The organism is Rhodospirillales bacterium RIFCSPLOWO2_02_FULL_58_16, assembly GCA_001830425.1.
In the GTDB taxonomy this organism is placed as follows: Bacteria; Pseudomonadota; Alphaproteobacteria; order Rhodospirillales; family 2-02-FULL-58-16; genus 2-02-FULL-58-16.
This window is the reverse complement of the sequence record MIAA01000012.1, coordinates 40,540-47,356: the sequence shown is the minus strand read 5'-3', so window position 1 is coordinate 47,356 and position 6,817 is coordinate 40,540. Positions and strand designations below refer to the sequence as shown.

The following is a 6,817-nucleotide window of genomic DNA, read 5'->3' as shown; positions in this document are numbered from 1 at the left end:
GCTTGACCCGGCCATCCACGTCTTGTTTTCAGGCTGAGGCTTAATGGGTCTAATCAATCCTGAAATGCTTGTCGCCGGTCACTTTGGCATCCATTCCCGCGCCAACTTCTGCGCCTCGGCCATCTGGGCCGGGGTCATGCGCTTGGCGACTATATCCCGATTTTTGACAGCACCTTCATCCCCCTGGGCAGCCGCAAGATTGAACCACATGTGAGCCTTGACATCATCCTGCGTCACGCCCTGGCCTTGGCCGTACATGAACCCGAGGTTGTGCTGGGCGTCGGCGTAGCCCTGGGCGGCGGCTAAGCGATACCACTTGATCGCTTCCGCGTAGTCCTGCGTCACGCCTTGGCCTTGGTAGTACATGGCCCCGATGCTGGACTGGGCGACGGCGTTGCCCTGGGAGGCGGCTAGGCGGTACCACTTGACCGCTTCCACATAGTCCCGCGTCACGCCCTGGCTCTGGGAGTACATGAGACCGAGGTAGAACTGGGCTTGGGCGTGGTCCTGAGCGGCGGCTAGGCGGTACCACTTGATCGCTTCCGCGTAGTCCTGCCTCACGTCCTGGCCCAGCTCGTACATGAACCCGAGGTGGAACTGGGCTTGGGCGTGGTCCTGAGCGGCGGCTAGGCGGTACCACTTGACCGCTTCCACATAGTCCCGCGTCACGCCCTGGCCTTGGGAGTACATGAGACCGAGGTTGTACTGGGCGTCGGCGTTGCCCTGGGCGGCGGCTAGGCGGTGCCACTTGACCGCTTCCACATAGTCCCGCGTCACGCCCTGGCCCTTGACGTACATGAACCCGAGGTTGTGCTGGGCGTCGGCGTCGCCCTGGGCGGCGGCTAGGCGGTACCACTTGACCGCTTCCGCGTAGTCCCGCGTTACGCCCTGGCCCAGGTCGTACATGAACCCGAGACGGAACTGGGCTTGGGCGTGGTCCTGAGCGGCGGCTAGGCGGTACCACTTGATCGCTTCCGCATAGTCCTGCCTCACGCTCTGGCCCTTGACGTACATGAACCCGAGGTTGTGCTGGGCTTGGGCGTTTCCTTGCTCGGCTAAAGGTCGTAATAGGCGAAGAGCCGTTTCATAATCCTGTCTATCATATGCGGCTTTTCCATCCTCAAGAGGCTCGGCGACCACCGGAGCGGCGCATCCCGCCGCCAAAGCAAGAATGATAAGACCGGCCTTGATGATGTTCATTATATTCCCCCCGCCCCATAAAGAGCAAAATTATGGGTTGAACCGGGTGGCATCTTATCATCGTTTAGCGTGGGTCGTCTATTGCTCTGTCGATAACAAGTAATAGCCAAGACGTTGCCGCTGGTTTTTGCTATTATGGGGATCAACCCACTATGCGGAGGTTAAGGAAGATGGAAAACGTCGTTATCGCCTGCTTCCATGCCATGGCGGGGCCTACAGTAGCTTGATCAATGCAGCCATGGCCGCCACCAGCAGACCAGTTTGCCAATCCAATATCTTGCCAATGTGCATGGTGATGTGCAGTTCCAAATCGCGTAGATCGTATTTTGTGGCGAGTTCCTGCCTCGTCGCCTCGGCGAATTTCAGGGTATCAAAGGTTACGGCGCTCATGCCTCAAATATGCGCCTTCCCGCCCGTCCAGTCAACTTGGAGCTTGTCATGAATATTGCGAAGGACTCACCAGAAGTTATCAATTTCATGATGCTGTTCCAAAAGCTCCGGGGTTGTATCGACGATCGTCCCGAAGAGCTTGAAAAGTTGGCAAAGGATAATGAATCTATCCGGCAGCTTTGCATCGACTTGGAATGTGCTACCTTTCCTATTTTGATAAACGAACGGCGGCGGCGGCGACTATTTGCATCGCCGGTCGATCCAAAGTTCATCAAAGCTTGGCGCGACTATGAAGAGCAATACGCGACACCACTTGCAAGAATTGTATTTAGTGTGGAGAAGCCGGTGTTCGACGTTTTTCGGAAGATCGCCGACGATGACGCCAATGAGCAGGCCAATGCGATTGAAGGGGTATTGGACTTCGCCGGGGAGCAAGTGACACAAGATTGGTGTAACGTTTTTCCGCAGGGGTTTACGGAAAGCATCGTAGAAGGCGTCTCAGCGTGGAATCGCTTTACCGAAGAGACCGGATTCGATCTCAGGGGCATATTCAGGCGGCGGAATCTGGTGCCGTTCGTGCTCATGCCTCGCCATGTTTCGCAAAAGTATGGAGAAGCCGAGAAGATATCGCTTCTCACCCACTTGCAGCAAGCCCACGATGCATTCGTTTTCGGTATGCCATTCGCAGCGCTTGCCTTGATGAGGTCGATCCTGGAGACAACCTTGAAAAAGCACTATCATGCAGACGGAAATGATCTAAAAGCGAGAATCAACAACTGTCTGGAATTACCTGACGGCGCACCGAAGCAGGATCTTCACTGTTTGCGCTGCATGGCCAATGATGTTCTGCATTTAAACAACGAACGGGTTCAGCTTCCGGCGGACTCCGAGAAAGAGCTTTTACGCCTGTTCCTTGTCTTGCGTACGCTCATCGAAAAGGTGCCACAATGTGCCAAGACGTCGCCACCGCCGGCAGTTGGCAGGTCCGCCGTCCTCTCTATGCGACATCCGTCGGCCGCTGGCGGAACTACGAACAATTCCTCGGGCCGCTTGCGTTCTAGAGCAAATCAGGATTGATGAGAATCACTCAAAGCCACGTCGGGCCGCGCCTCATCGTCATTGCGAGGAGGCGAAGCCGACGAAGCAATCCAGTCCCCGCGTCGCCGCCATCTGGATTGCTTCGCTCCGCTCGCAATGACGGCAAATGCGTAACGCAGGTGATTTCAATCAACCTTGAAACTCTAAAGGGGGAGGATTTTTCCCCTATACGAGTCATTTTTTAAGGCTGATAGTATAACACGTCTTGCCGCTTTTTTTGCTATTATGGGGATCAACCTTGCAGGCGGAGACGAAGTAATATGAAAAACGTCGTTATCGCGGGATACGCCCGCTCACCGTTCACCTTTGCCGGCAAGGGAGGCTTGGCGAAGACCAGACCTGATGAATTGGCGGCGCAGGTGGTCAAGGCGCTCATCGAAAGGACCGGCGTCAAGGCCGGCGACATCGAAGACCTGATCGTCGGTTGCGCCTTCCCCGAAGGCGAGCAGGGAATCAACGTCGCCCGCCTGATCGGCTTTATCTCGGGGCTGCCTGACGCCGTCGCCGGAGCCACCGTCAACCGTTTATGCGGCTCGTCGATGCAGGCCGTTCACATGGCCGCCGGCGCCGTCCGCATGAACGCCGGGGAGGTTTTTATCTGCGCCGGAGTCGAATCAATGACCAGGGTGCCGATGATGGGGTTCAACCCCATGCCTCATCCCGGCCTGTATGGGACTTATCCACAGGCCTACATGTCCATGGGCGAGACCGCCGAGAACATCGCCGTCAAGTACAGGATCAGCCGCCGGGAGCAGGAGGAATTCGCGCTGGCCAGCCATCAAAAGGCCGCCGCCGCCGAGGCCGCCGGCAGGTTGTTGGAAGAAATCGTCGCTATCGGCGATGTCGGCAGGGACGGCTGCATCCGCGCCGACTCCTCGTTGTCGGCCATGGCCGACCTCAAGCCCGCGTTTGACGCCGGGGGATCGGTAACCGCCGCCACTTCCTCGCCGTTGACCGACGGCGCCTCCGCCGTCCTTGTCTGCGCCGAGGACTACGCGCAAAAGAACGGCCTGGAGCCTCTCGCCAGGATTATCGGCGTCGCCGTCGCCGGTTGCCTTCCCGAAATCATGGGCATCGGCCCGGTCGCCGCCTCCGGGAAAGCGTTGGCGCGGGCAGGCATCTCCATCAATGATATTGACGTCATCGAACTCAATGAAGCCTTCGCCTCCCAGTCGCTGGCCTGTATCCGCGAGTTAGGATTGGACATCGGCAAGATCAACCTTGACGGCGGGGCCATCGCCATCGGCCATCCGCTGGGGGCCAGCGGGGCGCGCATTACCGGCAAGGCGGCGGCGTTGCTCAAGCGCCAAGGCGGAAAGTACGCCTTGGCCACCCAGTGCATCGGCGGCGGCCAGGGCATCGCCACCGTGCTGGAGGCCGTATAGTGCCGCCTGTCATAAACAAGGTCGCGGTCATCGGCGCCGGGGTGATGGGGGCGGGCATCGCCGCCCACATCGCCAACGCCGGGACGCCTGTGCTGCTGCTGGACATCGTTCCCGAGAGCGCCGACAACCGCAACGTCATCGCCGAGACGGCGATCGCCAAACTGCTCAAGGCCTCTCCGGAGGCTTTGATGCACAAACGCAACGCCAAGCTGATTACCCCCGGCAATAGCGAAGACCACTTGGGAATGCTTGCCGATTGCGACTGGATCATCGAAGCGGTGATCGAGAAGCCGGACATCAAACGCGCCCTTTATGAAAAAATCGAGGCGGTGCGCAAGGACGGCTCCATCGTCTCATCCAATACCTCGACCATTCCGCTGTCCATGCTGACCAAGGGAATGGGCAAGCGGTTCATCGGCGATTTCCTGATCAACCATTTCTTCAATCCGCCCCGTTACATGCGGCTGCTGGAACTGGTGGCCGGACCCCAAACCCGCCCCGAGGCGGTCGCCGCCGTCCGCGCCTTTGCCGACGTGAGGCTGGGCAAGGGCGTAGTTGACTGCAAGGACACGCCGGGCTTCATCGGCAACCGCATCGGAACCTTCTGGCTGCAATGCGCCTTTGTCGAAGCCACGGCTTCGGATATGACCGTCGAGGAGGCGGACGCGGTGATGGGAAAGCCGTTGGGATTCCCCAAAACCGGCATTTTCGGCCTTCTCGATCTGGTGGGGCTGGACCTGATGCCGTTGATTCTCGGCTCGATGGAAAGAGCACTGCCCGCAAAGGACGCCTTCCACGGCATTTACAGCGAGCCGAAGATGATCAACGCCATGGTCGCCGACGGCTATACCGGGCGCAAGGGCAAGGGCGGCTTCTACCGCATGGACAAGTCGTCGGCCAAGAAGGTCAAGCAGGCCCGCAATCTCAAGACCGGCGATTACGCCGCCGCCGACAAGCCCAGACTGGACAGCATCGACGCCGCCAAGGCGGGAGGGCTGCGGGCGCTGGTCGAACATGCCGACAAGGGCGGGCGCTACGCCTGGAAAGTGTTGTCGTCCACCCTGAGCTACGCCGCCGACATCGCCCCCCAGATCGCCGACGACATAGACGCCGTCGATCAGGCCATGCGTCTCGGCTATAGCTGGAAATTCGGCCCTTTCGCGCTGATTGACAAGCTGGGGCCGGCGTGGTTCGCCGCAAAGCTGAAGGCCGCCGGCCTTCCCGCGCCCAAGTTGCTGGAAATCGTGGGCGAAAATACTTTTTACCGCACCCATCAGGGTAAGCCCCAATACATGGCTTTCGACGGCTCCTACCGGGACTTGGTCAGGGCCGACGGAGTGCTGCTGCTGTCCGACATCAAGCTGAACGGCAAACCCATTGCGCGTAACGGCTCCGCCAGCCTTTGGGATATCGGCGACGGCGTCGCCTGTCTGGAATTTCATACCAAGATGAACGCCCTCGACCCCGGCGTGATGGAAATGATCGGTAAATCCATCAAGATCGTCGCCGGCGGCTACAAGGCTCTGGTCATCCACAACGAAGCGACAAACTTCTCGGTGGGGGCCAATATCGGGCTGATGTTGTTCGCCGCCAACATCGCCGCCTGGAGTCAGATCGAGGAGATGCTGGAACAGGGCCAGAAAACCTACATGGCCCTCAAGTACGCTCCCTTTCCGGTTGTCGGCGCGCCGTCGGGCATGGCTTTGGGCGGCGGCTGCGAGGCGTTGCTCCATTGCGATGCCGTTCAGGCCCACGCCGAAACCTATATCGGACTGGTCGAGGCCGGCGTCGGCGTGGTCCCGGCCTGGGGCGGCTGCAAGGAAATGCTGACCCGTTGGGCCGCTAACCCGAAACGTCCCGGCGGCCCTATGCCTCCCGTCGTCAAGGCGTTCGAGACCATCGGCGCGGCTGTCGTCTCCAAATCGGCGGACGAGGCCAGGGACTACCTGTTTTTAAGGCCGGGCGACGGCGTCACCATGAACCTTGATCGTTTGCTGGCCGACGCCAAGGCCAAGGCGCTGTCCATGGTTGACGGGTACGCTCCTCCCGTCGCCCCGAAGATTTCCCTGCCCGGCGCGACGGCGCGGGCGGGAATGAAAATGGCAGTGGACGGCCTGCTGAAAAGCGGCAAGGCCACCCCCCATGACGCGGTGGTGGCCGGGGTCTTGGCCGGCGTCCTGAGCGGCGGCGATACAGATGTCACCGAGACTCTGACCGAGGACGATCTGTTAGCCCTTGAACGCCGCCAATTCATGATACTGGCCCGTAACCCGGCGACGCTGGCCCGGATCGAGCATATGCTTGAGACCGGCGCTCCGTTGAGGAATTAGACATGCCTGCTTACAAAGCCCCCCTTGACGATATGCGCTACGTCCTCAACGAGTTGTTCGCCGATCAGCCGATCCATCAACTGCCCGGCTGTGAGGAAACGACGCCCGATCTGGTTGACGCCGTCCTCGAAGAAGCCGGCAAGATTTGCGCGACCCTGCTTTTTCCCCTGAACCGCAGCGGCGACGAGGAAGGTTGTCACTTTGAAGACGGGCAGGTAAGGACGCCCAAGGGCTTCAAGGAAGCCTACAAGGCTTTCGCCGAGGGAGGGTGGACCTCGCTGGCCTGTGCCCAGGAACACGGCGGTCAGGGGCTGCCCGAATCGGTCAACCTGATGGTCGAGGAGATGATCTGTTCGGCCAACCTGTCATTCGGCATCTACCCCGGCCTCAGTCGCGGCGCCTATTCGGCGATTA

Annotated in this window: 4 protein-coding genes and 1 pseudogene (1 of these 5 cut by a window edge); 4 read left to right on the top strand and 1 reads right to left on the bottom strand. The window is 59.8% G+C overall.

Annotation, left to right across the window (positions count from 1 at the left end; all coding sequences use genetic code 11):
- Positions 1-78: 78 nt before the first annotated feature.
- A complete protein-coding gene (locus tag A3H92_00720) occupies positions 79-1,200 on the bottom strand; it encodes a hypothetical protein (GenBank protein ID OHC76117.1) in 1,122 nt (373 codons plus the stop codon).
- Positions 1,201-1,599: 399 nt separating this feature from the next.
- On the opposite strand from A3H92_00720, the gene A3H92_00715 reads away from it, so the two are divergent.
- From A3H92_00715 to A3H92_00700, 4 genes and pseudogenes are all read left to right on the top strand, one after another.
- Positions 1,600-2,667, top strand: coding sequence for a hypothetical protein (locus A3H92_00715; GenBank protein ID OHC76116.1), 1,068 nt, complete (start codon positions 1,600-1,602; stop codon positions 2,665-2,667).
- Between the two features lie 281 nt (positions 2,668-2,948).
- Complete coding sequence (locus A3H92_00710) at positions 2,949-4,073, top strand: acetyl-CoA acetyltransferase (protein ID OHC76115.1); 1,125 nt, start codon at positions 2,949-2,951, stop codon at positions 4,071-4,073.
- A 44-nt stretch (positions 4,074-4,117) separates the two neighbouring features.
- Positions 4,118-6,403 carry a 3-hydroxyacyl-CoA dehydrogenase gene (locus A3H92_00705; GenBank protein OHC76120.1) on the top strand — a complete coding sequence of 762 codons (2,286 nt, stop codon included), beginning with the start codon at positions 4,118-4,120 and terminating at the stop codon, positions 6,401-6,403.
- A 2-nt stretch (positions 6,404-6,405) separates the two neighbouring features.
- Positions 6,406-6,817, top strand: a pseudogene (locus tag A3H92_00700) (acyl-CoA dehydrogenase) (it continues 1,314 nt past the right edge of the window).

Excerpts from the sequence above, each read along its gene's own strand:
- A3H92_00705 (OHC76120.1), top strand. The coding sequence starts at position 4,118 with ATGGGGGCGGGCATCGCCGCCCACATCGCCAACGCCGGGACGCCTGTG.
- A3H92_00720 (OHC76117.1), bottom strand. The coding sequence starts at position 1,200 with ATGAACATCATCAAGGCCGGTCTTATCATTCTTGCTTTGGCGGCGGGA.
- A3H92_00710 (OHC76115.1), top strand. The coding sequence starts at position 2,949 with ATGAAAAACGTCGTTATCGCGGGATACGCCCGCTCACCGTTCACCTTT.
- A3H92_00715 (OHC76116.1), top strand. The coding sequence starts at position 1,600 with ATGCGCCTTCCCGCCCGTCCAGTCAACTTGGAGCTTGTCATGAATATT.